This is a genomic window from Pseudomonas sp. KBS0710 (assembly GCF_005938045.2).
Lineage (GTDB): Bacteria > Pseudomonadota > Gammaproteobacteria > Pseudomonadales > Pseudomonadaceae > Aquipseudomonas.
Genome location: NZ_VCCF02000001.1, coordinates 2,354,934 through 2,377,458 on the forward strand (window position 1 = coordinate 2,354,934; position 22,525 = coordinate 2,377,458).

Sequence of the window (22,525 nt, forward strand, 5' to 3'; positions counted from 1 at the left end):
GCGAATGCGGTGCATCAGTCGCCAGATTAATTGACTGAGCCACCGCATTCGCGAGCAAGCCCGCTCCCACATTTGACCGAGTCCGGTGGTTAGATAAGCGCTAACGCCTGGGCCAGATCGGCTCTCAGGTCTTCCACATCCTCAACCCCCACCGACAACCGCACCAACCCATCGCCTATCCCCAACTGCGCCCGCGTCGCCGCCGGAATGCTTGCATGGGTCATGATCGCCGGGTGTTCGATCAGGCTTTCCACGCCGCCGAGGCTCTCGGCCAGGGCGAAGATCTTGACGTTTTCCAGAAAGCGCGTGGCGCCGGCCAGGTCACTGTTCAAGTCCACCGAAATCATCCCGCCAAACCCGCGCATCTGCTTGCGCGCCAGTGCGTGCTGCGGGTGTGAGGCCAGGCCCGGGTAGTACACCCGCGACACTTGCGGCTGCTGCTCCAGCCAGGTGGCCAGGTCCAGGGCGTTACTGCAATGGCGCTCCATGCGCAGTGCCAGGGTTTTTACCCCGCGCAGGGTCAAGAAGGCGTCGAACGGCCCGGCAATCGCGCCGACCGAGTTTTGCAAAAAGCCCAAGCGCTCGGCGAGTTCCGGGTTGTGGCCGACGATGGCGATACCGCCGATCACGTCGGAGTGGCCGTTGAGGTATTTGGTGGTGGAGTGCACCACGATGTCGAAGCCCAGCTCCAGTGGGCGCTGGATCCATGGGCTGGCGAAGGTGTTGTCGGCCACGCAGATGATGCCGCGATCGCGGCAGATGCGCGCAATGGCGCTGAGGTCGGTTAGGCTCAGCAGCGGGTTGCTCGGGGTCTCGACCCAGACCATGCGCGTGTCGCTCTGCAGCGAGGCTTCAAAGGCCGACAGGTCGCTGAGGTCGACGAAGCTGAAGCGGTGCCCGGCGCTGCGTTGGCGCACCTTGTCGAACAGGCGGAAGGTGCCGCCGTACAGGTCGTTGCCGGAGACAATATGCGCACCGGCATCCAGCAGTTCCAGCACGGTGGAGATTGCCGCCAGCCCGGAAGCAAACGCGAACGCCGCGCTGCCACCCTCCAGGTCGGCCACGCAGCGCTCCAGGGCAAACCGCGTGGGGTTGTGGGAGCGCCCGTAATCAAAACCCTTGTGTACGCCGGGGCTGTCTTGCAAATAGGTGGAATTGGCGTAGATCGGCGGCATCAGCGCGCCCGTGGTCGGGTCGGGTGATTGCCCGGCATGGATCACACGGGTGGCAAACGCGCTTTTATCGGGCAGGCTCATGCAAGGGATCTCCGTAGATGGTTAAGCAGGTCGACGCGGGTGATCAGGCCGTGGAAGCCTGATGTGTCGGCAATAATGGCAACCAGGCCGCGATCCAGTTCCGCCTGCAGTTCGGCCAGGCTGGCGCTGGGGGCCAGGGTTTGCAAGGTGTTGCTCATGGCATCGGCCACTACCATGGAAAAGTGTGTGGCGTCCTGATGCAGGCCCAGCAGGATGTCGGATTCGTCTATTACACCCACTAGCTTCTGGCCGTCCACCAGCACCGGCAGTTGCGAGACATCCGCCAGGCGCATGCGCTGGAAGGCGGTGAGCAAGCTGTCGTCGGGGCTGACGCTGATCACCCGGCCGTCTTCGAAGCGGCGCGCGATCAGGTCGCGAAGGTCGCCGTAATGTTTGTATTGCAACAGGCCCGCGTCGTTCATCCATTGGTCGTTGTAGACCTTGGACAAGTACCGGGTACCGGTGTCGCAGACGAAGGTGACCACGCGCTTGGGCTCGGTTTGTTCGCGGCAATAACGCAGCGCGGCGGCAAGCAGGGTGCCGGTGGATGAGCCGCCGAGGATGCCTTCGGCCTTGAGCAACTGGCGGGCGTGGTCAAAGCTTTCTTCATCGCTGATGGAGTAGGCATGGCGCACGCTGGAGAGGTCGGCAATCGAGGGGATAAAGTCTTCGCCGATGCCTTCCACGGCCCAGGAGCCGGGCGTTTGCATGTTGCCGCTGCGGCTGTATTCGGCCATCACCGAGCCCACCGGGTCGGCCAGCACCATTTCCAGTTCGGGCTGTACGCGTTTGAAGAAGCGCGTAAGGCCGGTGAGGGTACCGGCCGAGCCGACACCGACCACAATCGCGTCCAGATCATGCTGGGTTTGCGCCCAGATTTCCGGGGCAGTGCTGGTTTCGTGGGCCAGCGGGTTGGCGGGGTTGTTGAACTGGTCGGCAAAGAATGACCCGGGAATGTCTTTGGCCAGGCGCGCGGCCACATCCTGGTAATACTCGGGGTGGCCTTTGCCCACATCGGAACGGGTGATGTGTACTTCGGCACCCATGGCCTTGAGGTGCAAGACCTTTTCAGTCGACATCTTGTCGGGCACCACCAGCACCACACGGTAGCCTTTGGCTCGGCCGACCAGCGCGAGGCCCAGGCCGGTGTTGCCGGCGGTGGCTTCGATGATGGTGCCGCCCGGCTGCAGGCGGCCGTCGCGTTCGGCGGCGTCGATCATGGCCAGGCCAATGCGGTCCTTGATCGAACCACCCGGGTTCTGTGATTCAAGCTTGAGAAACAGTGCGCAAGGGCCAGTATCGAAACGGCTGACCTTGACCAGCGGCGTGTTGCCGATCAGTTCGAGCACGGCGGGACGTGGGAGGCTGGGCATGAATTCACCTTGGTTGCGAGCAGACAGAGGTGGTGCAGCAAAGTAAAAGCGTGCCTTGGAACATAGGCCGGGATCGCGCCGGTCGCAACCGGGCGGTCCGTTGGATGTCTTTTTTTGGCGCATGAACCCGACGGGGCGCTTACAGCAGCTCGGCCAATGCCTGCTGTACGCGCGCACTGGCCGCTTGCATGGGCGCGCGCAGTTCGCTGCCGATCAAGCCCTGCAAGGCCAACGCCGCCTTGACCGGCGCCGGATTGGGTTCCATAAACATAGTGTTGATCAGCGGCAGCAACGTGAAAAACGTCGCCCTGGCCTCGGCCAATTGGTTATCGCGCACTTGCTGGCACAGCGCCACAAAGGCCTCGGTACGCACATGCGCCGAGGCCGCAATCGCGCCACTGGCGCCCAGGCACAGCGCATTGAAGATCTGGATATCCTCACCACACAGCACATCGACCTGGTCGCTGGCGATCAACGCCAGGGTCGTGGCCAGGTTGCCGCCACAGTCTTTGATCGCAGCGATGCGCGGGTGTTTGACGATATTCAGGAGCGTGGCCTGTTCGAAGGTTACGCCGGTACGGTAGGGAATGTCGTAGGCCACAATCGGCACGCTCGAGGCATCTGCCACCGTGCGAAAAAACGCCTCAAGGCCAGCCTGGGAAGGGCGGATATAGCTGGGTGCGGGCACCAGCAGACCGGCTATCGGGCGCTGGAGAATTTCAGTTTGAAAGTGCAGCAGTTCTATCTGGTTGTTGCCCGCCAGGCCCATCACCACCCGCTGTGCGGGCACCCATTGCAGTACCGCATCGAGCACGGCGAGCTGTTCCTGTCGGCTCAACGACGCGGCTTCACCGGTGGTGGTGCAAACCATGATCCCGGCCACGTGTTTTTCCAACAGGTGGCTGACCAGCCGGTGCAGGCCGATAAAGTCGATGGCGCCATTGTGAAACGGCGTGACCACGGGCACCCAGATACCTTGAAACGATGACATGCACTTTCTCCTGATGGTTGACCGCTAAAGTCACCGTCAGAAGGCCAGAGGGGATTGTGCAGAAGGAGGTGTGGTCCGTCGCGCTCAATGTCCTGTCAGCTCATCTGACGGGACAGCGCGCCCCGGTCACATGAGCGACTGTTTCTTCGATTTGAGGGCGCGCGCAACGCAACCTTGCGCCTTGGCAAACAAGCCAATGACGCAAAGGTTATCGAAAGACGCTGCTGACATGCGCTGGCACACCCTGAATAAGATCTTCATCTTCAGGGGATGTGACGGGATGTGTCAACCCCGCCGCAGATGCTCGCGCACAAACGCGGCGACCTCGGCTGCCAGCTCCGCATCTTCCGGTGCGCCCATGAAGCCGCCATGGGGCATGGCCTCGAACACATGCAGCACTGCCGGCACCTGCGCCTGGCGCAAGGCGCGGTGCATGCGCACGGTGTTGGAGAGGAACAGATCGCGTGTACCGCTTTGCAGGAAGGTCGGCGGGAAGCCAGCCAAATCACCAAACAGTGGCGACAGGTACGGGTGGGACAAGTCTGCGCCATTGGCATACAGCAGGTTGGTGCTCATCAGCGGCATGGGCAGAACCACGTCGACGGTGCGGTTGACGTGGAAACTGTCGCCGGATTCGGTCAGGTCGACCTCCGGCGAAAGCAGTACCAGCGCCGCCGGCATCGGCAACCCTTCGTCACGGGCGCGCAAGACCATTGCCGTCGCCAGGTTGCCGCCTGCCGAACGGCCGCCAATTACGATGTGCTCAGGCGCATGGTGCTTGAGGACATGGCGGTAGGTGGCCACGCAGTCATCCAGCGCCGCCGGGTACGGGTGATCGGGCGGCATGCGGTAATCGATGCCGTAGCAAATCAAGTTGTGCAGGTCGGCCTGCTTGCCGGCGGCGATACGGCAATTTTCGCCGCCACCGAACACCAGTGCGCCGCCGTGCAGATCAATGTAGGCAAAGGGCGTGTGGCCCGGCGGTGTGGCCACGTGCACGGTGGCACTTTCTACCGTGAGGGTGTGCAGGTTGGCGCGCAGGGCGTCCGCCTGCCCGGCATTGGCGCTGGCGTAGTTCTGGGCGACGACGGCTTGCAGCTGACGCCAGCCATCGTGGTCGTGCGGCGCGGGCATGCTGTGCAGTGCGTTCAGCGGCACGCCATCAGCCCCGACCAGGCGCTGGAGTGTCGCCTGGGCCGGGGCGCTGATCGAGCTTGGGACTGGGATGGTGCGCGGTTCAACTTTTACGCCATGGTGCATGGGCCTGAGACTCGCGTTCGACGACTGAGGGCGTAAGGATGCCAGAGTGCGAGCGGGCGTGGGAGTCGGCAAGCCTTACTCGGTCAACTGTGGGAGCGGGCTTGCTCGCGAATGCGGTGTATCAGTGACAGTTAAATTGACTGACCCACCGCTTTCGCGAGCAAGCCCGCTCCCACATTAAATCTGTGTTGCGTTCAACGCCCAGCTACCGCAGCTTCGATAGCGGCCACGTCGATCTTGGTCATGGTCATCATCGCCTCGAACGCACGCTTGGCGATGGCCGGGTCGGCATGCGTCACCGCCGCAGACAACACGCGTGGGGTGATCTGCCAGGACACGCCCCACTTGTCCTTGCACCAGCCGCAAGCGCTGGCCTGGCCGCCGTTGTCGATAATGGCGTTCCAATAGCGGTCGGTTTCGGCCTGGTCGTCTGTGGCCACCTGGAATGAAAACGCCTCGGTGTGCGGGAATGCCGGGCCAGCATTCAGGCCCAGGCACGGGATGCCCAATACGGTGAAATCGACGGTCAACACGTCGCCTTGCTTGCCTGCCGGAAAGTCGCCGGGGGCGTGATGTATGGCCTTCACCGCGCTGTCCGGGAAAGTCTCGGCGTAGAACTTCGCCGCTTCCAAGGCGGTGCCGTTGTACCAGAGGCAGAGGGTGTTTTTGTTCATCTTGGGTCTCCACGGGTTGGTTGGGTGTAGAGAGTCTAGACGATGGTCGCTCAAGGCTGATCGGGTGCTAGCTGTTGGGCTATCGCGGCTTTGTCGATCACCGACCAGACCTGCGCAATTTTCCCGTCGCGGCACTCGTAGAACACGTTTTCATCGAAGGTCACGGTCCTGCCATTGATCGGCAGCCCGAAGAATTCACCGCTGGGGCTCACGGTGAAATTCAACCGGCTGGCGACGGTCGGTGGGTCGGCTACCAGCAGTTGGATGCGAAACACCAGGTCGGGGATCTCACGAAAGTCGCGTTCCAGCATCGCGCGGTAGCCTGCCAGGCCGACAGCGGTGGCGTTGTAGGTCACCTGCGGGTGGACGAAGTGGCCCAGGTGCTCCCAGTCCTGACGGTTGAGGCAGTCGATGTAGCCTTGGTAAAAGTCGGCGAGTTCGGTTCGGGTCATGTCGCGTTCTCCCCATTCAGGGTGTCCATGTTCGTGAAGTGTGCCAGGCGGCCCTCACGCCCTGCGCGCCATCAACAACACCGTCGCCGCCGCCGATAACAACCCGGCGCAGCAACGATTGAAAAGCCGCTTGCCGCTGGGTTCGGCAAACCAGCGGCGCATGTGCGTTCCCATGTAGGCGTAGGCGCTGATGGCGATCCATTCCAGGCCCAGGAACATCGCACCCAGCAGCGCGAATTGTGGGGTGATCGGTTGGCCGGGCACCACGAATTGCGGGAGGAACGCGGTGAAGATCAGGATGGCTTTCGGGTTGCCGGCCGCTACCAGAAACTCCTGACGCGCCAAGGCCCACAATCCCACCCTGTCCGTCGCTGATTCAGCTTCTTTTTGCGGATTAGCCCGCCACAACTGGAACGCCAGATAAAACAGATACGCCGCACCGAGAATCTTGATCCCGTAGAACAGCAGCTCCGAAGTCTGCAGCACCACCGCCAAGCCGGCAGAGGCGAGGGCGATCATGCCGGCGAAGGCCAGCAAACGGCCAATACCTGCAAGGCAAGAAGCGCGATAGCCATAGCGGGTGGAGTTGCTCACGGACAACAGGTTGTTGGGGCCGGGCGCCATGTTCAGGGCGAAGCAGGCGGGCAAGAATAGGGCGAGGGTGGCGAGGTCCATGGCGGCTCCGGAGTGAGTCGAGCGGGAGCGAGGAGGATAAAGGGTCTTGAGGGGGTTGGACAATCCGCAAAAACCGCACCAGGCGCGGTGAAATACCATGAGTGTTTTGATGCGACGCAATGATCCCTAAGTACGCGTGCTTTCACTTTAAAAGTGTTGGGTTCACCGCGCCGGCCAGAGGCGTGCACAAAGATAAAAGATGGACGGGGCCAGCGCGAAGGCTGGTCCCATCTCGCGGGCGGCTCAGCGCTTCGCGGCTTCACACTCGTTACGTAAATTGCTGTCTTGAATGTTGCCGCAGCTTTGGCCGTTGCTCTTGGCATTGCAATAAGCGCGTTGATCGCTGTCGCTGATGTTGCCGCACCCGGCGTAAGCGTAACCACTGAGCATCAACAACATTGCAATGATGACTCTCATTATTCTCTCCATGGGTGTCAGGAAGTAGCCTGACGCTGACTGATCCATGCTGCTTTTGCTGCGCTAGCGAGCCATTAAATTGACATCGTTGCTTAGAGAAGTTCCACAGGCAAACGCCTCCACATGGTAAACCGCCGGTTCTGCAGAGAAGTACGCCTCCAACCCCGACATAAACACACGATGATCTTCACTCGCCTCAAACCCCGGCGTGTGATCCTCCAAGGTCTCCCAGCGCACTATCAAGTTGAACACCTCTGGGCTTTCAACCCCTTGCGCGAGCATATGCCCACCGTAACCTTTAGCGCGGCTGAGCAGCGGCAAGACCTCGGCAAATGCGGCTCTAAACGCTTCGAATTGTGCTTTGTAAACCGGCAGCAGCGCGATCTCGTAAACCATGATGTTTCTCCAGGCAAGTTTTCAACCTTAAACCGCTATATTCACGCGAGAAGCGACGGCGCGACGGCAATCGCAATCTTCCCCTGCAGGCCGTTATTGCGACGCTCCAACCGCGCGTGGGCGAGCGGGATATCTGCCAGCGAATACACCTCACCCACGTGTGGCCGCAGTTGTCCGCGTTCTACCAACGCGCTGAGTTCATCCAGCTTGCCGCGGTTCTGCCGCGTGAAGACAAAGTGATAACTGGCATTCTTGCCCCAGGCGTTAACCAGATTTTGCGGCTGCGCAATGTCCACAATCGACACCACACGGCCCAGTTGCGCGAGTGCGTCGGGGCTGCGGGCCAAGGTGTTGCCGCCGATGGTGTCAAACACCACATCAACGCCACGACCAGCGGTTTCGCGCAGGATGACCTCAAGGTAATCGTCCTTTTCATAGTCGATGATCACATCGGCGCCCTGGCTGCGGGCGAACTCAATGTTGGCTTTGCGTACGGTGGTGAACACCTTGGCGCCGATGGCTTTTGCCAGTTGGATCGCCACATGGCCGACGCCGCCTGCGCCGCCATGTACCAGAACGCTCTCGCCGACCCGCAGCGCCGCGCGCACCACCAGCGCTTCCCAGGCGGTGCCGCCGACCAGGCTCAGGCTCGCGGCTTCCAAGTGGCTCAGGGCTGCAGGCTTTTTGCCGATGATGTGTTCGGCCGCCACGTGGTACTCGGCGTAACTGCCGGGGCCGTCAAATATTTGCGGGGTGTACCAAACCTCATCGCCTGGTGCAAAAGCAGTGACGCCTGGCCCGAGGGCTTCGACGACGCCGGAAACGTCGTGCCCGGTTATCGCCGGCAAGGGCACCAGGTCAGGGTAGTCGCCACGTCGCACCTGATAATCCAACGGGTTGATGGAAGTGGCGTAAACCTGCACTAACACGTGCCCGGCATGGGGGACGGGCTTAGGCACGTCGCGAAGTTCGAACGCTTGCGGGCCGCCAAATGCGTTGAGTATCAATGCTTTCATTGCTCATCCTCGTTTCGATAAAAAGAGATATCGCGAAAACTAGATATATTGCGATAAAAAAAACCTACAACTCTTTGCCTATGATCTCCGCAAGCACACGGATGTTTGCCTCGTTACGCTTGTAGTAGGTCCACTGCCCGATACGGGTGACTTCGACCAACCCCACCCGTTGCAAGGTGGCCAGGTAGCCCGACACGGTGGACTGCGAAAGGCCGATGCCTTCCTGGATACTGCTTACGCACACGCCCACCGTGTGAACGTCACCCTCATCTTGTGCGGGGAAGTTCTTTTCGGGGTCTTTCAAACCTTTCAGTATTTCCAGGCGTGTCTGGTTTGAGAGGGCTTTGAATACGTCGAGTAGTTCCATGGGCGGATCATATCGAGAATTATCGATATGTCAACCAGCCTGTCCCGCGCTTTACTTGAGCAGCCCTGCAAAATAACCTGCGCCTGCAGGCATCACCCGGTTTCATCACCAACCGCGCTTTTCAGGGAGAAATCAGTTGGTTACTACAGATGTTATTCACACACTGGGCACACCTGCAGAGCTGGATTACTACGACCGCAGGTCGGTCATGTTGCCAACTGATGTCACCGCACTGGAGGCCTGGAACATTGTGACCGCCGAGCGCGGGTGGCCGATGCAGTTGGCTTTTCGAATCCGCGACGGGATTTCGTCGCTGTTTGGGGTGAAACGTATCGGTGGGTTCTCCGGCACACCGCAAAATGCGGTACAGGCGGGCGAGCGCTTGGACTTCTTTCTGGTGGAGCACAGTACTCCCGATAGGTTGGTGCTGACCGAGCGCGACCGGCACCTGGATGTGATGATTTGTCTGTCTGTCAGTGACCGCGTGTTTACGATCACCTCATCGGTGATCACCCATAACACCTTTGGGCGCCTGTACATGTTGCCGGTGGGGCCGGTGCACAAGCTCATCGTCAACAATGACTTGAGGCGACTGAAACGCAAGCTGGATGCGCTGCAAAAGTAACCTGTGGCTATGTTTGCCTTGGCTGATGGGTTTGAGCCAAGTGCGGCTGTTTTCAATGAGACGGGCTTGTTCTGGCCTGTTTAGCCAGTATTCTGTTCCACTCTCTCAGTGAGGTTTACCCATGCGTGTCACAGTCGTAGGTGCTGGAGCAATCGGTGGTTTCCTGGCGTGCAAATTGTTCGCCGCTGGCCACGATGTCAGCGTGGTCGCGCGTGGCGAAACACTCGCCGCTATTGGTGAGCATGGGTTGAAACTGCACACAGGCGATGAAGTGTTGGTTGCGCCGCTGAAAGCGACCTGCGTACCTGAAGAGCTTGGCATTCAGGACATGGTGATATTTGCCGTCAAGGCGCCGGCACTGCCCAGTGTGGTGGAACAGGCCAAGGCACTGATTGGCCCGCAAACTATCGTAATTCCCGCACTCAATGGGTTGCCCTGGTGGTATTTCCTGCAGTCGGCAGACGCTTTGGCGGGTATGCGTCTTGAGGCTGTCGACCCCGTTGGCGCGATAGAAAAGGCTGTGCCCGTTGCAGCCGTTGTCGGTTGCGTTGTATTTGCCTCATGTACCGTGCTGAGTCCCGGTGTGATCAAGCACATGTCCGGAAGCCGAATAGTGTTCGGCGAGCCGACCGGTGGCAATAGCGCGCGCGTGGATGCCACCACCCAGGTTTTTTGTGACGCAGGTTTTGACGCCCACGCCCACGCCAATGTGCGCGAGGAAATATGGTTGAAGCTCCTGGGCAATGCCTGCTTCAACCCGGTCAGCCTGTTGGTGGGTTGCGCGACCGATGAGCTGATCGACGACCCATTCCTGCACGCCTTGTTCATCGGCATGATGGACGAGTTGCTGGATTTGGGCCGCGCACTGGGCATTGCCCCTCAGATTGATTCCGCGCAACGCATTGCCATCACCCGCAAGCTCGGCAAGGTCAAAACCTCGATGCTGCAAGACGTTGAGGGGCACAAGCCGGTCGAGATCGAGGCCATCCTTGGCACGCTTGTTTCAGTGGCCGATCGCGTCGGGGCACCGATACCTCGCACGCGTACCGTGTATGCCCTGGCGCGGATGCGGGCAAAAAACCTGGGGATTCTGCCAGGCTGAGCCATCCTCACGTTGAGGCTTTTTTTCAGGAGTGAAACCTGCGCCCCAACGCATCCAGCCTTACCGCAATCGGCGGCAACTGCTCACTGCTGCGCGCCAGGGTTTCCACATCATCCGCGGTACTTTGCGCAATGCTCTGCACCGACTGCAAGCGCCCGACAATCTCCAGGTTGGCCGACGTCTGTTCGCGGGTGGTCGTAACGATTCGCCCGTTCAGCTCGTCGATATGCGCGATGTCGGCGCCCACGGCCTGCAACATGTCCACCGCCAGTTGGCTGTCCTCTACGCAACGCGCTACACCTGCCTGGCTGTCGTGCATGGCCTCGACGGCCTGGCGGCTGCCGTGTTGCAGGCCTTCGATGATCTGTTTGATTTCCTGAGTGGAAACGGCGGTGCGTTGCGCCAGGCTGCGGACCTCGTCGGCGACCACTGCAAAACCTCGGCCTTGCTCGCCGGCGCGGGCGGCTTCGATGGCGGCGTTGAGCGCCAGCAGGTTGGTCTGATTGGCGATGCTGCTGATCACTTCGAGTACCGAGCCGATCTGCTCGGCTTGCGTGGCCAGGCCTTGCACCGTCTCATTGGTGCCGTTGATGCGTGAGGCCAATTGGGTGATTTCATGCCGGGCGCGACCGACACTGTCCTGGCCTCGCGCAATCTGTTGGCTGGCCTTGCCCGCGTGTTCCACGGCTTGTTCGACGTGCAGGGTAATGTGGCCGGTGGCGTCTTCCATGCGTTGCATTGAGTCGGTCATCTGGTTGATTTCGACCAGTTGATGGCGCGCCCCTTTTTCCAATGTGCCGCTGGCGCTGGCCAGGGCCTGGCCGAGTTGGCCGAGACCGTGGGAGTCGCGGGTCACGCCATCGATCAGGTGGGTGATCTGCTGCAGGAAGTGGTCGAAACGCTTGGCCAGGGACACATGCGCCTTGCCTTCACCCTGGGCGGTTTCTACCGTGAGCTGGGACGTCACGGCGAGCATTTTTTCCAGCATCTCCTGGCTTTCTACCGCCTCGGCCTGGCTATGAATGGCGAGGTAGAGCAGGGCGACCGTCTCCATCACCACGTAGAAGGCGTGTACGAATACCATGTTCCAGCCGCCGTGATGGTCCATCACAAATACCGGGAAACCCTGATGCTGCAACGCATGAAACACCACGTGGTGGACGGCGATGGTCACCGCCGCGACGAGGATCGGCAGCCAGTCGCGATAAAACGTCAGCACCGCCAGCAGCGCGAAGATACCGAAGTGCGCTTCGATCAGGCCCTGCGCCTGGTTGATATGCAGCGCGGCCATGACCATCAGGCCGGCGCCGAGCAGACAGCGCATCAAACGGGTGCCACCGAGGGCGCGATAGAGCAGCGTAAGCACCACGCTGGCGCCGCCGCCGACGACCACGGCTTGCAGCCAGGTGTCGTGCCAGAAGGCCAGGCCCAGGGAGAATAGAAACATCAGCCAGATCAACGCCAGCATGATGCGGTCGGCTTTGCGGTAGTGCTCCAGGAAACGGGCGCGTGCGGGCATTCACTCTTACTCCATGTGGTCGAGCCAGGAACAAAGCATGCGGCGTGCCACGATGGGCCGCTGGTAAAAAGCAAAGCAGGTATCAGGCTTTTTGCCGGATCAGCTGTAACAAATCGTTATCGGCAGTGGACAGGAAGTCTTAAGAACGGCCGCCCGAGCGGGCGACCGAAAATACAAACAGGATCAGAAGCTATATTTGGCGGTCACCATCATATTGCGCGGTGCGCCGTAGGAGTCACCGCCATAGCTCACGGAGTTCGAGATGGACTGGTAATACGTACGATCAAAGATGTTGTTGGCATTGAGCTGCAGGTCCAGATGCTGGTTGACCTTGTAGCCGGCCATCAGGTCGGTCACGGCATAGGCACCTTGCTTGAGGCGGTAAGTGCTGCCGTCGGCGACCTGGAAGTCGTTATACAGGCGGCTCTGCCAGGAGATGTTGCCGCCCACACGGAGCTTTTCCAGAGCGCCCTGGAAGTGATAGCTGGTGGTCAGTTTGAACAGGTGTTCGGGGACGTCGGTGTCGAACTGTTTGTTAACCTTTTGCGGGTTGGCGTCATCCTTGATGGTGTGGGTGCGCGCATAGGTGTAGCCGCCGCCAACCTGCCAATTAGGGGTCAATGCGCCCTGCAGTTCCATGTCGATACCCTGGCTGCGAATCTCGCCTGAGGCTACCGCGCAGGATGCCTGCGGGCAGTTCGGCACCACCACCGCCACGGCACGGTTTTCCTGGTCTACACGAAACAGCGCGACACTCGCATTCAATGCGCCGCCCAGGTATTCGCCCTTGATACCGACCTCATAGTTCTTGCCGACAATCGGTTTGAGCGGTGTGCCGGTGCTGTCCTTGTCACTCTGCGGGGTAAAGATGTCGCTGTAGCTGACATACACCGAGTGGTGGTCGTCCAGGTCGTAGATAAGTCCGGCGTAGCGGGTGAGGTTGCGCGTTACATGGTAATCGCCATCGTTGCTGCCATGGGCATCGTAGTCATACCAGTCCAGACGGGCGCCGAGGATCAGCTTCAACGGGTCGGACAGGCTCAGGCGTGTGGTGAGGTAGACACCGTCCTGGGTGGTGACGTCGCGGTCGTTGGTGGTGTGGACGAAGTCCGGTTTGCCCGCCGTCAGTGGCCAGTTCAAGTTGTACGGGCTGTAGTTGTGGGTGGTCATGTCATAGATGCGGCGGCTGGCGCCGACCACCAATTCATGGGTACGCCCGAAGGCCTGGAAGGGGCCGCTGGCGAAGGCGTCGACGCCGGCCTGGTCTTCATCGTAAGAGGCCTGGTAAACCGTGCGCGCCAGGGTGTTGTTGACCCAGCGTGATTGGTAGGAACCCGAGAACAGTGCGTTCTGTTCGGCGTAGTTGGCGTTGATCTGCAGTTTCCAGTCGTTGGCCAGGCGCTGACGCAGCTCGGCAAACACCGTGTTGATCTCCTGGTCCTTGTTCTCCCAGGTGGTCCCTGGGTTGTAGGAGCGCGGCAGGTTCAAGTGATGGCCGTCCTGGCCAACCATCGAAGAACCCCAGAAGTAGTTGGTCTTGTCCTTTTGGTTCGAGAAACCGAGGGTCAAAGTGGTGTCTTCGCTCAGGTCTGCCTCGGTGACGGCATAGAACAGGCCATGGTCTTCCTTGGCTTTGTCGATAAAACCATTGGCGTCACGGTAAGAGGTCACGACCCGGCCGCGCCATGTGCCACTGTCATTGAGTGGGCTGGAGGCGTCCAGCTCGCCACGGTAGTCGTCCCAGCTGCCGGCGGCGCCGGTGAGAGTAACCTTTTGCTCATCCAGTGGCCGCTTGCGTATCAGGTTGATGGCTGCCGAAGGGTTGCCGGCGCCGGTTACCAAACCGGTGGCACCGCGCACGATCTCGACGCGGTCGAACATTGCCAGGTTCGGCTGGGCGCCGACTGAAACGCCGTTATAGCCGGTGGGGATGCCGTCATACATCAGGTTGTCGATGTCGAAACCACGTGAAGTGTAGGACTGTCGGCCAGGGCCACTGGAGAAATTCAGGAACAGCCCCGGCGTGGCTTTTACCACGTCGTTGATGCTGGTCATCGCCTGGTCGTCCATCCGCTGACGGGTAATGACCGTGACCGCTTGCGGGGTTTCACGCAGGGTAAGCGGCAGTTTGGTCGCGGTTGCCATCGAGCCGGTGGTGTAGGACTGGCTGCCTTCGGTCGTCGCACCGAGGACTTGCTCGGTGTTGATCTGCGTCGCACCTAACTCAACCACTTCGGGCGGTTGTTGCGCGTCGGCGGCGAAGGCCGCAGGTGAGTTGGCAAGACAAACCGCCAACGCCATCAAACTGGGTGTAAATGCTTTGCCAACATGAAGTTGCACGGACATGAAACGGAGTCTCCCCTGAACGCCGTCCCTAGCGAATAATAAAACTGTTGATAATTATTCGCATTAGTGTGGCAGATCCGCCCGAAGCAAAAAAGCCTTTGGGGAGACATAGTTAACTAAAATTTCACATTTTCCAGGGTGGCATATGGCTAGAGCCCGTCACAGCTGATCGGCGTCTATCACGGCCTTGGCAAATGCCGCCGGCGCTTCTTGCGGCAGGTTATGGCCGATGCCGCCGCTCACCAGACGGAACTGGTACTTGCCGGTAAAGCGTTTGGCGTAGTCCTCAGGTAACGGATGCGGCGCACCGTTGGCGTCGCCTTCGAGGGTGATCGTCGGCACGCCAATGCTCGGTGACTGCGCGAGTGTTTGCTCCAGGGCAGCGTATTGCGCTTCGCCCTGCACCAGGCCCAGGCGCCAGCGGTAATTGAATACGGTGATGGCCACGTGATCGGGGTTGTCCAGGCCTTTGGCGCTGCGTTCGAAGGTGGCGTCGTCAAAGGCCCACTTCGGTGAGGCGGTCTGCCAGATCAGCTTGGCAAAGTCGTGGGTGTTTTTCTGGTAACCGGCGGCGCCGCGTTCGGTGGCGAAATAGAACTGATACCACCACTGCAATTCCGCTTTGGGTGGCAGCGGGTTTTTGCCGGCAGCCTGGTTACCGATCAGGTAGCCACTGACCGACACCAATGCCTTGACCCGCTCCGGCCACAGCGCCGAGACAATATCTGCTGAGCGCGCGCCCCAGTCATAACCGCCCAGTACCGCCTGTTTGATCTTCAGCGCGTCCATGAAATCGATCACGTCCTGGGCCAGCGCTGCCGGTTCACCATTGCGTAAGGTTTTATCCGACAGAAAACGCGTGCCGCCATAACCCCGCGCATATGGGATTAACACGCGGTAGCCCTTGGCAGCCAACAGCGGCGCGACGTTGGCGTAGCTGTCGATATCGTAGGGCCAGCCATGCAACAGAATCACCACTTGGCCATTGGCCGGGCCGACCTCGGCGTAGGCCACATCCAGCAGGCCGGCCTTGATCTGCTTAAGCGCCCCGAAGGCCGATTGATGCTGCGCTGGCGGGGTTTGCGGTTCGGGCATCTCGGCATGGGCCATGCCCATGGCAGCCAATGGCAACAGGGCAAGGGCCAGGAAAAGTGGGTGGCGTTTCAACTGAGCGTGCATGGCGAGCCTCCTTGGGCTTGATGGGTGCCGGATGCTCAGTTGAACGTCGTGCTGTATCGGCTGTGTTTCAGTAAGTGCCTTGGGTTAAACGTTGTGTATCGCAACACTTCCTGTACACAGTGCGATACACATACGCGGATCAGAAATCCATTCGAAGCCCCAGTGTGCCTTGGCGGCCGTTGAGGGCATTGCTGTCCAGGTTGCGGTTGTAGCCCAGTTGGCCGTACAGGCTGATGCCTTGGTCAACGGCCAGGGTGGCGCCGACGTTGAGGTCCAGCGTGGTCGACTTTTGCTCGGTGTTTATGTCGGTAGCATCATCGAACCTCACGCTGTTGGTGCCGGCGCGGGCATGCCAGACGTTGGCGCGCACATAGGGCTGCAGGGGCATACCACTCATCTCATAGCTGCCACGCAAGCGGGCACCCAGGCGAGTGGTGAGATGCGTGTCAGCGTCGTAGGAGACGGCGGAGATCCGGTCGTTCTGGCTGTCCAGCCGTGTGCGGTCGACGATAAGCTGGGCTTGTGGCTCCAGTTCCCATTGGGCACTCACGGCAAAAGGCCAGCCCACTTCGGCGGACGCCAATGCATTGCTGCCTTTGGTTTTCATCTTGATGCCCCGGTCGGACTCGTTGTTGCCGGTGAAACGGGTGCCCATCACCACCAGGTCCAAATAGGCGCGGTTGGCGCCGATCAGTGTCCAGTAGGCGCCCAGGCTGTCGCCGCGTAAGGTCAGGCTGCCTGCGTCCTTGTCCTGGAAACCAGCGTGGAAACCCTTGACGTCGCCTCGCAGGCGGCTGTGCCCCACAAAGAAGCCAAACCGGTGAGTCTGGCCGCTGTCCGTGGTGGTGGCGTACAGGTCGCCGCCCACCTGGAAGGCCGACAGCGAACTGTCCAGTGTCGGGCTGACCGTTCCAGCGAAACTCTGGCGACTGTTGCCGCCGTAGACCCTGGCCCAACCCGTGGGGAATACCCCGGTTTGTTGCTGCTGGCGCTGATCGCCCACGCGTTCGTGGTAAGTCCCCAGCATGCCTTGCACGATTTGCTCGGCAGCTTGAAACAACACGGCGTACACCGGCACTTCGGCGCGGTAGAGGGGGATTGCAGTGTTGCCTGGGTTGGGCGGCAATGCCGGGGTGCCAGGCGCAGGGGCAGGCGCCGTAATCGCTGCACCGGGCGCGGGGAGGGCAGGCACGGTGGAGCGCAGGTAGTAATTGTGTTCCGTACCGGCGGTCACGCCCCCTTTGAACAAGTGATAGTCAAACGCACCGGCAGACACGGGGCTCGCCAGAGAGAATGCCCCGGCGTTGCTCGTGGCACCCTGGTTTGCCTGCACCACCTCAATGCCATCCTTCACGGTCAGTGCACCTGCGCCGCCCAGGTGGGTGATGCTGATCGCCGTGGCGCCCTGCAGGGTGCCTTGGCTGACCACCAATTTATCGCTGGGTGAGTTATCCGCGCCCAATACCGTTTGCAGCGCCAGCCGACCGCCCGTGCCGATGTAATTGCCGTTGACCGTCAAGCTGTCGGTCGTGCTGGAACTGCCGGTACTCATATCGATCAGACCGGCGTTGTTCAAGGTTGCCAATTGCCCGGCAGCGAAGGGCGAAAGCGCCCCGGTGGTGACGATCAGCCTGCTCGACCCCTCCACACTCATCACGCCGGTACCGGTATCAGCGCCTCCCAATACGAACGTGCCGCCCAATGTCAGGGTTGACCCATTGACCAGTCGCACCTGCTCCCAGCCGGTGTAGCGGCTCGGGGCATTGGTGTGTGCGGCATCGAAGGTGAGCGTGTCGTTGCCCAGGCCACCGTCCAGCTGGGGGTTGGAAGCCAGCAAGGTTTCACTGAGGTTATTCAGCAGGGCAGCATCATCATCGGCACCCATGAGAATTGCCCCGTTGATTGTTCCCCCGTCGGTCCAAATGAACTGATCGGCGCCGAAGCTGGTGAGGATCTGGCCGTTGACCCTGCCACCGCTGACCTGAATCAGATCCACACCAGCACTGGTGCTGATGTTACCGCCGATGGTGCTGGTGCCCGAGACGAGAATGGTGTCCCTGCCAAGCCCTGTGACGAGGTTGCCGACGATGGTGCCGCCGCGCATATCGAAGACATTATTATCGAGTTTCATGTCGACCCGGCCGATGGTGCCACCGGTCATCAGCGCTTGATCGCCGTCTTCAAAGGCGCCCTTGATGGCGCCACCAGTCAGGGTAAAGGTGTCATGTCCATCGCCTTGGGCCAAGGATTCGACGGTTCCACCGCTCATGACAAAATTGTCGATGCCCCCGCCCTGGATGATCGCCCCCGCCTGCCCGCCGTTGATCTGTACCAGATCCGCGCCATCTCCTTGGGTGATGGCCCCCGTGACAGTGCCCAGCGTCAGGCGAAACGTATTCGCACCGTCGCCCTGGTTAAGCATCCCATTGATTGCAGCTGTCGCACCGTTGATCTCTACCGAGTCGTTGCCGGCACCGGTTGTGACATTGCCGTTGAGGGCACCGCTGCCGCTAATGCTCAGCGTGTTGTTGCCGGCGGTGTCGGTAAAGCCCGGTGCGCTGCCGCTGTCGCAGGTCGAGGTGTCATTGCCGGCGGTGAGGTTGATCGTGCAGGTGCCAAGCGATGGCAGCGGCCAAGCCGCCATCAACGTGATACCCAGGTAAGTCAGCGAAACTGGCAGTGTGCGCATGGCCTGTCCTTGTCCGAAGGAAGTTCCTGCCCCTGGGCAACCAGGTGCAGTTCAAGCCATGGCAAGGTAGTGCGCGATACGGAGCAGGAACTGCGGTTTACCTGTCTTCGAAAACATCGGCCAATGCAAGGGGTTGGCATGGCTTTCTCGACTGCACATCAACCCGTGCAGGACTTTTTGCACCCTAGTCGCAGAGTGAGTCGGCCGCTACTGTGAGAATTAACAGGTACAGGTGAGCACTGCCCTAGGCAAACACGATCTCATAGGGTTCACGCATTCGCTCCAGCAACTCCTGGGCAAGCATCGGCGCCAGGCCGATCTCCGGGTCGCCGACCAATTGGCTGGCATACGCATGGGCCGCGTGCAGCTTGCGCGCGACGTTCCAGCTGTCCAGGCGCACCTTGCGCGCGCGATGCCAGGGGATCACCGAGCCTTCGCGCAGCGGCCAATGCCAGGCCCATATCGGCAGTTCATACAGGCGCGCGCCGGTGAGCTGGCAGGCTTTGGCGCTGGCGCGGCCGACGGCGTCATGGTCGTCCTTGCCGTCGTGGCGCCAGGTGGTGAACACCACGTCGCCCGGTTGCAGGTAGCGCGCAATGAACTGGCTCATGGGCTGTTCGCGGGCGGCGAGGGCGTCGTCGCAAAAGCCGCCGCGAATCCACTTCAGGCTGTGCAGCGGCATCCCCAGGCGCCGCAGCGCCTCAGCGCTTTCCTGCGGTCGGATCACACTCAGGCGGCTGGCCGGCCAGGCATTCGAGCCTGGGTGGCTGGCGCTGCCATCGGTGATCGAGATCAATTGCAGCGGGTGGTCGAGGCTGCTGAGCAGTTGCAATAAACCGCCACACGCCAGCACCTCATCGCCGGGGTGAGGCGCGATGACCACCACGCGCGCACCGCGTGGCACCAGCGAGGAGGGCTTGATAAAGGGGATTTGCGCCAACTGCGGCGCACTGTTCCAGATTTGCGCAGGGCCACGACGGCCCTCGCTTAATGAGGCAGGTTTCATGGGTGTCACGTCCTTGTCGAATGATGCCGGGTCGTACCCCGTTGACGGGACGACGCTGTTTTTTCAGCACAGGCTCCGCTGCGATGAACTGCGGCCATCCAACCCTGGATGACCAGCAAGGCAACTTCAGCATAGTCAAGAATTCGGTGTTTTTACATCTTGCACGGCCGAAATATTCAAGTGGCCTGCATCAGGCTCTTCAAATAATCACCAAAACCGCCTTGGGCGCGGCAGTCCAGGCGCGCACTGGTAATCACCTGGGGCGTGTGGCTCCAGGCGATGGAAGCGCCGCAGCGCTCCAGGTTGCGCACCAGTTGCACATCTTCGTGGCAGGCCAATGGCTCGAAGCCGCCGGACTGCACATACGCTGCGGCACTCACGCCCAGGTTGGCACCGTGAATATGCCGGTGGCCGTCGCGGGCTTCGTAGGCTTGGGTGTAGCGGATCTGCGCCGCTGCGTCGAAGCCTTCGTTCCAGGCGTCCACCGTCACCGTGCCGCACACGGCATCGGCGCCCAAGGCCAGTTGCGCCACCAGCCAGTCGGGGGCGACACGGCTGTCGGCGTCGGTGCAGGAGATCCAGCGTGCGCCCTGGTTTAACAAATGCCGCGCGCCCACCCCGCGCACATGCCCGACATTACGTGCCTGCACGTGTAGACACTGCACCGGATACGCCTGGGCAATCGCCGCGCTGCCGTCGCTGCAGCTGTCGAGCACCGCCAGGATCTGCACCGCCTCACCCAGCAAACCAGGATGGCTGGCAGCAATCATCGCGGCCTTGAGGCATTCCCCCAACAGCGCTTCTTCGTTATGCACCGGGATCAGAATGCCGATCATCGCAAGCCCTCATGGCTGGCGACCGAGGTGCCGTCACGGCTCCACAGGTCGAGTAAAAAGTCACTTTCATGATGTTGGACGAGGTGGGCCATACCCAGGCGTTGCGCGAGCATTTCGTGCACCTGTTCAGCCGTTTGCGGGCAGCCCTCGATGCGCGGGCGCCAGTGGCAGGCGAGCAGTTGGCCGTTGTCGGTCAGTGCATTGAGAGTGCAGTCGATCAGACGCTGTAAATCGTCGGCATCGAGGTAGTAGCAAAGCTCGCTCAACACAATCAGGTCGAACTGGCCGGCCGGCCATTCCTGAGGTAAACGGCTTTGATGCACCTGGGCGTGGGCAAACCCCATCAAGCGGGTGTGCGCCAGCGCCACGGCAGCGGCGGCCGTGTCGCAACACACCAGGCGGTCGCAACGCGCAGCCAACTCGGCACTCAGCTCACCGTTGGCGCAGCCGGGTTCAAAGATCGACGTGTAATGGGGCCGGGTCAGCACGGCCAGGGTCAGGGCGCGCTTGCGCTGTTCATACCAGCGCTGACGAAAGGCCCATGGGTCGTCATTACCGGCGAACAGTTGATCAAAATAGGGCGTGGCCACGCTCATACAAACACCACTTCAAAAGGTTGCAGCAAACGCTCCACCACATAGGGTGCCAGCACCGGTGCCAGGCCCACCTGCGGGTCGCCTTCCAACTGGCTGGCAAAGGCATGAATGGCGTGACGTTTACGCGCCACGGCTTCAGGTGTCAGCGCGATCTTGCGCGCACGGTGCCACGGCACCTGGCTGTCTTCGGGTGTTGCCCAGTGCCAGGTCCAAACGGGCAGCTCGTAGAGGGTTGCACCGACTGCCTGTGCCGCTTTGGCGCTGGCGCGGCCAACGGCTTCATGGTCGCAATGCCCGTCTTCGCGCCAGGTGGTGAACACCACATCGGTGGGCTTGAGATAGCGTTCTATGAACGCGCTCAACTCATCTTCACGGGCCGCCACCTGGCTGTCGGCAAAGCCTGCGCGCAGCCACTGCAAACTGTGCAATGGCAGGCCGAGACGGTGCAGGGCCTGGGCCGATTCCTGCGGGCGCACGATGCTCAAGCGCTCGACCGGCCAGCGCCTGGAGCCTGGGTGGCTGGCGCTGCCGTCGGTGACGGAAATCAGTTGGATCGGCCGGCCCAGCATAGCCAGGCCTTGCATCAGGCCGCCGCAGCCCAGCACTTCGTCGTCCGGGTGCGGAGCGATGATCACGGCGCGGTGCCCAGCAGGCACCAACTGCTCGACACTGATGTGCGGCAATTGGGCCATATGGGCTGAATCCTGCCATTGATGCAACGGCGTGCCCTGGCCAACGATCGGGTTGGGTTTCATAACAGCCACCTCCCTGTCGCTTCGTCCGCCACCAGCTTTCCCAACGCCGCCAGGTCGCGCTCGGCGTGGCTTTGGCGTACATACACGGGCAAGTCCGCCATCAACTGGGCGAAGTGCGGATCTTTGCAATACGGCCCGGCACCCACCGCGCGACCGACATGGTGCATGACCTGCTCGACCGTATCTTCAATGCACGCCCGTGCCTGTTGGGCCAACAGTTGCGCATTGGCGCGAGGGTCGCGGTCGATCTGCTCAGCGGCGTCGCGCAATACACAGGCGGCGCTGTTGAGCACGCTGTCAACCGCGCCCAGATGCGCCAGCGCATGGGGTTCAGGACGTTGGCTGCACTGCGCGCGCAGCACTTCGGCCAGGCGTTGAGCGCCGCCATACCAGCACGCGGCGATACCGACGCCGCCGTGCCAGAAGCCCGGCCGCGACAGGTAGTCGCCCGGTTCGCCAACCGCGATGCCGCGGGCCTCATCGAAGAGGATTTCGACACTGCCGGTGGCCGCCATGCCCACGGCGTTCCAGCCGTCATTGGTGACGGTGACGCCGGGCTGGTTCATCTCGACCGCCACCAACTGTTGGCGGTCGTCTTCGTCCCAGGCGGTCAGCAACCCATGGCTGACCACCGCTGCGCCGGAACACCAGGCTTTGCGCCCATCGACGATCAGGCGCTGGCTGTCGCGGCGCACACGCACCTTGGCCGTCGGCGGTTCGGCGGCCCACATGCCCCAAACGCTGCCCAAGGGCGGCAATGGGCTGTCGAGCTCGGCGATGATCGCCAGGGCATCGGTGTGGCCTTCGAACAGCTTGCACAGGCGCAGGTCATGACCTGCCACCTGCGCCAGCCGGCTGAAGCGTTCCAGCGTCTGGCCGCTGCCGGGCAATGGCAGTTGGTCCAGGCCTTCTTCCTGAAGCGCCTTCAGTGCAACGCCCAGCGCCTGCGTGTCGGCGTAGCTGCGGTTGCCTTGAAGGAATCCATGCAGAGCCAT

22 protein-coding genes are annotated in these 22,525 nt (G+C 61.2%); 2 read left to right on the plus strand and 20 right to left on the minus strand.

Features of this window, described 5'->3' with window-relative positions; genetic code table 11:
* Positions 1-89: 89 nt before the first annotated feature.
* From FFI16_RS10840 to FFI16_RS10885, 11 genes are all read right to left on the minus strand, one after another.
* Complete coding sequence (locus tag FFI16_RS10840) at positions 90-1,256, minus strand: cystathionine gamma-synthase (protein ID WP_099549649.1); 1,167 nt, start codon at positions 1,254-1,256, stop codon at positions 90-92.
* Complete coding sequence (locus FFI16_RS10845; protein ID WP_138815280.1) at positions 1,253-2,629, minus strand: cystathionine beta-synthase; 1,377 nt, start codon at positions 2,627-2,629, stop codon at positions 1,253-1,255. Before FFI16_RS10845 ends, FFI16_RS10840 begins: the two co-directional genes overlap by 4 nt.
* Positions 2,630-2,768: 139 nt before the next feature.
* Positions 2,769-3,620 carry a 4-hydroxy-tetrahydrodipicolinate synthase gene (gene dapA / locus FFI16_RS10850; protein WP_138815281.1) on the minus strand — a complete coding sequence of 284 codons (852 nt, stop codon included), beginning with the start codon at positions 3,618-3,620 and terminating at the stop codon, positions 2,769-2,771.
* Positions 3,621-3,905: 285 nt separating this feature from the next.
* Positions 3,906-4,880: an alpha/beta hydrolase gene (locus tag FFI16_RS10855; RefSeq protein ID WP_138815282.1), complete on the minus strand. Its 975-nt coding sequence runs from the start codon at positions 4,878-4,880 to the stop codon at positions 3,906-3,908.
* A 194-nt stretch (positions 4,881-5,074) separates the two neighbouring features.
* On the minus strand, positions 5,075-5,554 hold the full coding sequence (locus FFI16_RS10860) for a VOC family protein (RefSeq protein ID WP_138815283.1): 480 nt from the start codon (positions 5,552-5,554) through the stop codon (positions 5,075-5,077).
* Positions 5,555-5,604: 50 nt separating this feature from the next.
* Positions 5,605-6,006, minus strand: a complete 402-nt coding sequence (locus FFI16_RS10865; RefSeq protein WP_138815284.1) for an ester cyclase — start codon at positions 6,004-6,006, stop codon at positions 5,605-5,607.
* Positions 6,007-6,060: 54 nt separating this feature from the next.
* Positions 6,061-6,681 carry a LysE family translocator gene (locus FFI16_RS10870; RefSeq protein ID WP_138815285.1) on the minus strand — a complete coding sequence of 207 codons (621 nt, stop codon included), beginning with the start codon at positions 6,679-6,681 and terminating at the stop codon, positions 6,061-6,063.
* A 243-nt stretch (positions 6,682-6,924) separates the two neighbouring features.
* A complete protein-coding gene (locus FFI16_RS30460; protein WP_178112664.1) occupies positions 6,925-7,098 on the minus strand; it encodes a hypothetical protein in 174 nt (57 codons plus the stop codon).
* Positions 7,099-7,161: 63 nt separating this feature from the next.
* Positions 7,162-7,494, minus strand: coding sequence for an antibiotic biosynthesis monooxygenase (locus FFI16_RS10875; protein ID WP_138815286.1), 333 nt, complete (start codon positions 7,492-7,494; stop codon positions 7,162-7,164).
* A gap of 41 nt (positions 7,495-7,535) precedes the next feature.
* On the minus strand, positions 7,536-8,510 hold the full coding sequence (locus FFI16_RS10880; RefSeq protein WP_138815287.1) for a zinc-dependent alcohol dehydrogenase family protein: 975 nt from the start codon (positions 8,508-8,510) through the stop codon (positions 7,536-7,538).
* 64 nt (positions 8,511-8,574) lie between these two features.
* Complete coding sequence (locus tag FFI16_RS10885) at positions 8,575-8,877, minus strand: helix-turn-helix transcriptional regulator (RefSeq protein WP_017138928.1); 303 nt, start codon at positions 8,875-8,877, stop codon at positions 8,575-8,577.
* 136 nt (positions 8,878-9,013) lie between these two features.
* On the opposite strand from FFI16_RS10885, the gene FFI16_RS10890 reads away from it, so the two are divergent.
* The gene (locus FFI16_RS10890; protein ID WP_138815288.1) at positions 9,014-9,502 is read left to right on the plus strand and encodes a DUF2867 domain-containing protein; all 489 of its coding nucleotides are present in this window, start codon (positions 9,014-9,016) and stop codon (positions 9,500-9,502) included.
* Between the two features lie 121 nt (positions 9,503-9,623).
* Positions 9,624-10,604: a ketopantoate reductase family protein gene (locus FFI16_RS10895; RefSeq protein ID WP_138815289.1), complete on the plus strand. Its 981-nt coding sequence runs from the start codon at positions 9,624-9,626 to the stop codon at positions 10,602-10,604.
* A gap of 25 nt (positions 10,605-10,629) precedes the next feature.
* Here the strand turns inward: FFI16_RS10895 and FFI16_RS30775 are convergent, their stop codons facing one another.
* From FFI16_RS30775 to FFI16_RS10940, 9 genes are all read right to left on the minus strand, one after another.
* On the minus strand, positions 10,630-12,123 hold the full coding sequence (locus tag FFI16_RS30775) for a methyl-accepting chemotaxis protein (RefSeq protein ID WP_138815290.1): 1,494 nt from the start codon (positions 12,121-12,123) through the stop codon (positions 10,630-10,632).
* A gap of 183 nt (positions 12,124-12,306) precedes the next feature.
* Positions 12,307-14,469, minus strand: a complete 2,163-nt coding sequence (locus FFI16_RS10905) for a TonB-dependent siderophore receptor (RefSeq protein WP_138815291.1) — start codon at positions 14,467-14,469, stop codon at positions 12,307-12,309.
* A gap of 159 nt (positions 14,470-14,628) precedes the next feature.
* Positions 14,629-15,648, minus strand: a complete 1,020-nt coding sequence (locus FFI16_RS10910) for an alpha/beta fold hydrolase (protein WP_138815292.1) — start codon at positions 15,646-15,648, stop codon at positions 14,629-14,631.
* A gap of 139 nt (positions 15,649-15,787) precedes the next feature.
* Positions 15,788-18,337 (minus strand): autotransporter outer membrane beta-barrel domain-containing protein, encoded by a 2,550-nt coding sequence (locus tag FFI16_RS10915; protein ID WP_138815293.1) that lies wholly within the window; start codon positions 18,335-18,337, stop codon positions 15,788-15,790.
* Between the two features lie 244 nt (positions 18,338-18,581).
* A complete protein-coding gene (locus FFI16_RS10920) occupies positions 18,582-19,343 on the minus strand; it encodes a PIG-L deacetylase family protein (RefSeq protein ID WP_138815294.1) in 762 nt (253 codons plus the stop codon).
* 176 nt (positions 19,344-19,519) lie between these two features.
* Positions 19,520-20,179, minus strand: a complete 660-nt coding sequence (locus FFI16_RS10925; RefSeq protein WP_138815295.1) for a glycosyltransferase family 2 protein — start codon at positions 20,177-20,179, stop codon at positions 19,520-19,522.
* On the minus strand, positions 20,176-20,775 hold the full coding sequence (locus FFI16_RS10930; RefSeq protein ID WP_138815296.1) for an SAM-dependent methyltransferase: 600 nt from the start codon (positions 20,773-20,775) through the stop codon (positions 20,176-20,178). Before FFI16_RS10930 ends, FFI16_RS10925 begins: the two co-directional genes overlap by 4 nt.
* Complete coding sequence (locus FFI16_RS10935; protein WP_138815297.1) at positions 20,772-21,530, minus strand: PIG-L deacetylase family protein; 759 nt, start codon at positions 21,528-21,530, stop codon at positions 20,772-20,774. The genes FFI16_RS10930 and FFI16_RS10935 overlap by 4 nt, the downstream gene beginning before the upstream one ends.
* Complete coding sequence (locus FFI16_RS10940; RefSeq protein WP_138815298.1) at positions 21,527-22,525, minus strand: acyl-CoA dehydrogenase family protein; 999 nt, start codon at positions 22,523-22,525, stop codon at positions 21,527-21,529. Before FFI16_RS10940 ends, FFI16_RS10935 begins: the two co-directional genes overlap by 4 nt.

What these genes read in the sequence shown, in the direction of transcription:
- FFI16_RS10840 (WP_099549649.1), bottom strand. Translation starts at nt 1,256, where the DNA reads ATGAGCCTGCCCGATAAAAGCGCGTTTGCCACCCGTGTGATCCATGCC.
- FFI16_RS10845 (WP_138815280.1), bottom strand. Translation starts at nt 2,629, where the DNA reads ATGCCCAGCCTCCCACGTCCCGCCGTGCTCGAACTGATCGGCAACACG.
- dapA (WP_138815281.1), bottom strand. Translation starts at nt 3,620, where the DNA reads ATGTCATCGTTTCAAGGTATCTGGGTGCCCGTGGTCACGCCGTTTCAC.
- FFI16_RS10855 (WP_138815282.1), bottom strand. Translation starts at nt 4,880, where the DNA reads ATGCACCATGGCGTAAAAGTTGAACCGCGCACCATCCCAGTCCCAAGC.
- FFI16_RS10860 (WP_138815283.1), bottom strand. Translation starts at nt 5,554, where the DNA reads ATGAACAAAAACACCCTCTGCCTCTGGTACAACGGCACCGCCTTGGAA.
- FFI16_RS10865 (WP_138815284.1), bottom strand. Translation starts at nt 6,006, where the DNA reads ATGACCCGAACCGAACTCGCCGACTTTTACCAAGGCTACATCGACTGC.
- FFI16_RS10870 (WP_138815285.1), bottom strand. Translation starts at nt 6,681, where the DNA reads ATGGACCTCGCCACCCTCGCCCTATTCTTGCCCGCCTGCTTCGCCCTG.
- FFI16_RS30460 (WP_178112664.1), bottom strand. Translation starts at nt 7,098, where the DNA reads ATGAGAGTCATCATTGCAATGTTGTTGATGCTCAGTGGTTACGCTTAC.
- FFI16_RS10875 (WP_138815286.1), bottom strand. Translation starts at nt 7,494, where the DNA reads ATGGTTTACGAGATCGCGCTGCTGCCGGTTTACAAAGCACAATTCGAA.
- FFI16_RS10880 (WP_138815287.1), bottom strand. Translation starts at nt 8,510, where the DNA reads ATGAAAGCATTGATACTCAACGCATTTGGCGGCCCGCAAGCGTTCGAA.
- FFI16_RS10885 (WP_017138928.1), bottom strand. Translation starts at nt 8,877, where the DNA reads ATGGAACTACTCGACGTATTCAAAGCCCTCTCAAACCAGACACGCCTG.
- FFI16_RS10895 (WP_138815289.1), top strand. Translation starts at nt 9,624, where the DNA reads ATGCGTGTCACAGTCGTAGGTGCTGGAGCAATCGGTGGTTTCCTGGCG.
- FFI16_RS30775 (WP_138815290.1), bottom strand. Translation starts at nt 12,123, where the DNA reads ATGCCCGCACGCGCCCGTTTCCTGGAGCACTACCGCAAAGCCGACCGC.
- FFI16_RS10905 (WP_138815291.1), bottom strand. Translation starts at nt 14,469, where the DNA reads ATGTCCGTGCAACTTCATGTTGGCAAAGCATTTACACCCAGTTTGATG.
- FFI16_RS10910 (WP_138815292.1), bottom strand. Translation starts at nt 15,648, where the DNA reads ATGCACGCTCAGTTGAAACGCCACCCACTTTTCCTGGCCCTTGCCCTG.
- FFI16_RS10915 (WP_138815293.1), bottom strand. Translation starts at nt 18,337, where the DNA reads ATGCGCACACTGCCAGTTTCGCTGACTTACCTGGGTATCACGTTGATG.
- FFI16_RS10920 (WP_138815294.1), bottom strand. Translation starts at nt 19,343, where the DNA reads ATGAAACCTGCCTCATTAAGCGAGGGCCGTCGTGGCCCTGCGCAAATC.
- FFI16_RS10925 (WP_138815295.1), bottom strand. Translation starts at nt 20,179, where the DNA reads ATGATCGGCATTCTGATCCCGGTGCATAACGAAGAAGCGCTGTTGGGG.
- FFI16_RS10930 (WP_138815296.1), bottom strand. Translation starts at nt 20,775, where the DNA reads ATGAGCGTGGCCACGCCCTATTTTGATCAACTGTTCGCCGGTAATGAC.
- FFI16_RS10935 (WP_138815297.1), bottom strand. Translation starts at nt 21,530, where the DNA reads ATGAAACCCAACCCGATCGTTGGCCAGGGCACGCCGTTGCATCAATGG.
- FFI16_RS10940 (WP_138815298.1), bottom strand. Translation starts at nt 22,525, where the DNA reads ATGGCTCTGCATGGATTCCTTCAAGGCAACCGCAGCTACGCCGACACG.